2 protein-coding genes are annotated in these 1594 nt (G+C 73.3%); both read right to left on the bottom strand.

The window, feature by feature from the left end; genetic code table 11:
* A partial coding sequence (locus AC27IO_RS23990) for an STN domain-containing protein (protein ID WP_498741174.1) occupies positions 1-498 on the bottom strand: 498 nt, incomplete at its 3' end.
* Between the two features lie 169 nt (positions 499-667).
* On the bottom strand, positions 668-1594 hold a 927-nt coding region (locus tag AC27IO_RS23985), incomplete at its 5' end, for a FecR family protein (RefSeq protein ID WP_498741173.1).

Here is a 1594-nt window from a genome sequence, read left to right as displayed (position 1 = left end):
CGACTGGGGCGTCTCCAGCAGTGCGGTGTCCGTCTTGGTGGCCGTTCTGCTGCGCTGGGCCACGTAGCCGTTCACCGGGCCGTCGGGACGCTCGGTGTCGGCGCCCGCCTTCACCACCACGGTGGACAAGGTGCCGCTGGCGGCCTGCCGGCTGGCGCGGCGAATGGAGTAGCCCCCGCCGGCGGCGCTGCCGGCTTCCAGCGCGCTGCCGGCCAGCATGGACTGCAGGGCCTGCTCCACCGTCAGGCGGCCCGAGACCGGGCGGGACTCGGCCCCGCCCACCAGGTCGCCGGACGCGAACACCGGCACCCCGGTCTGGCGTGACAGCTCGGCCAGCGCGCTGGCCAGCGGCTGGGCGGGTACCTTCACGTCGAAGGCCTGCGGTGCCACGGCTTGCGGTGCCTGGGCCAGGGCCGCAGGGCTCCAGCCGGCGAGAAGGGTTCCGAACGCGGCGGCGAGCGCCGCACCCAGGAGGGACTGACGGGGAAAGGAATGCATGGCTTTCTGAAACTCCAGGTAAATCGAACGACAAGGCAGCGGTCCATCGCGGTCCAGGCGCACTGGCCCGCAGTCGGGCGTGGCTTGTGCTTTGTTCCCATGACGTTCGAGCGGGCAGAACGGAGACAGCCCGCGTCCGGTTTCTTTGTCGGGGCGCTGCCCCAGGGTGTCAGCGGGCGCGCAGTTCGACGCCGCCGTCCGCCCGGGCATGCACGGTCAGGGGCAGGATCGTGGGGAGCGCGGCCAGCAAGGCCGCGGAATCGCCCGCGCGGAACCGGCTGGACAGGCGCAGATCGCCCAGGCGCACATCGGCCAGCGTGATCGGCTGGGCGCGGTAGGCGTTGACCGTGGCCAGTGCATCGCGCAGCGGTTCGTTCCTGAACACCAGCCAGCCTTCCCGCCAGGCCGACAGCTGGGCCGGGTCCACGGGGCGCACCGGCTCGGCCCGGCCGTCCTGGAGGGCGAGCAACTGCCCGGGGTGCAGGTCGATCGCTTCGCTTTCTGCGATCGGGTCGTTGCCCGAAGGGGCCGTCAGCGGCTGCACGCGCACGTGCCCGCGCTCCACTCCCACGGTGACGGGGCCGCCCCGGTCGCGCACCGTGAACACGGTGCCCACCACCTCGATGCGCGCGCCACGGGCCAGCACCACGAACGGGCGGTCCACATCGCGGGCCACTTCGAAGCGGATCTCGCCCTGGGCCATCCGCACGCTGCGGTGCTGCCGGTACAGCGCCACGTCGATCGCGCTCCGGGGCGACAGGTCCAGCCGGCTGCCCGGGGCGCCGTCCTGCCCGTCGGCCAGCGACACCTTCAGCACCTGCGCAGTGCGTGTGGCGTAGGCGGCAGTGAACACCGGCTGCTGCCAGAGCCACTGCACGCCGCGTCCGGCCAGCAGCCCGGTGCCCACCAATGCGGCGGCGGACAGCAGCAGGCGCCGCGGCATGCGCCGGGCATTGGGCGACGCAGTGCCCGCGGTCGGGTCGCTGAAATGCGCACGCAGTTCGGTCGAGGCGCTGCCGATCGCCTCCCAACGCCGGCGCGCCTCCTGCGCCGCGGCCTCGTGCTCGCCCGAGCGCTGGCGCCACTGGGCCAGCGT

It is taken from the genome of Acidovorax sp. KNOB132 (assembly GCF_057541515.1).
This window is presented reverse-complemented; position numbering and strand designations above follow the sequence as displayed.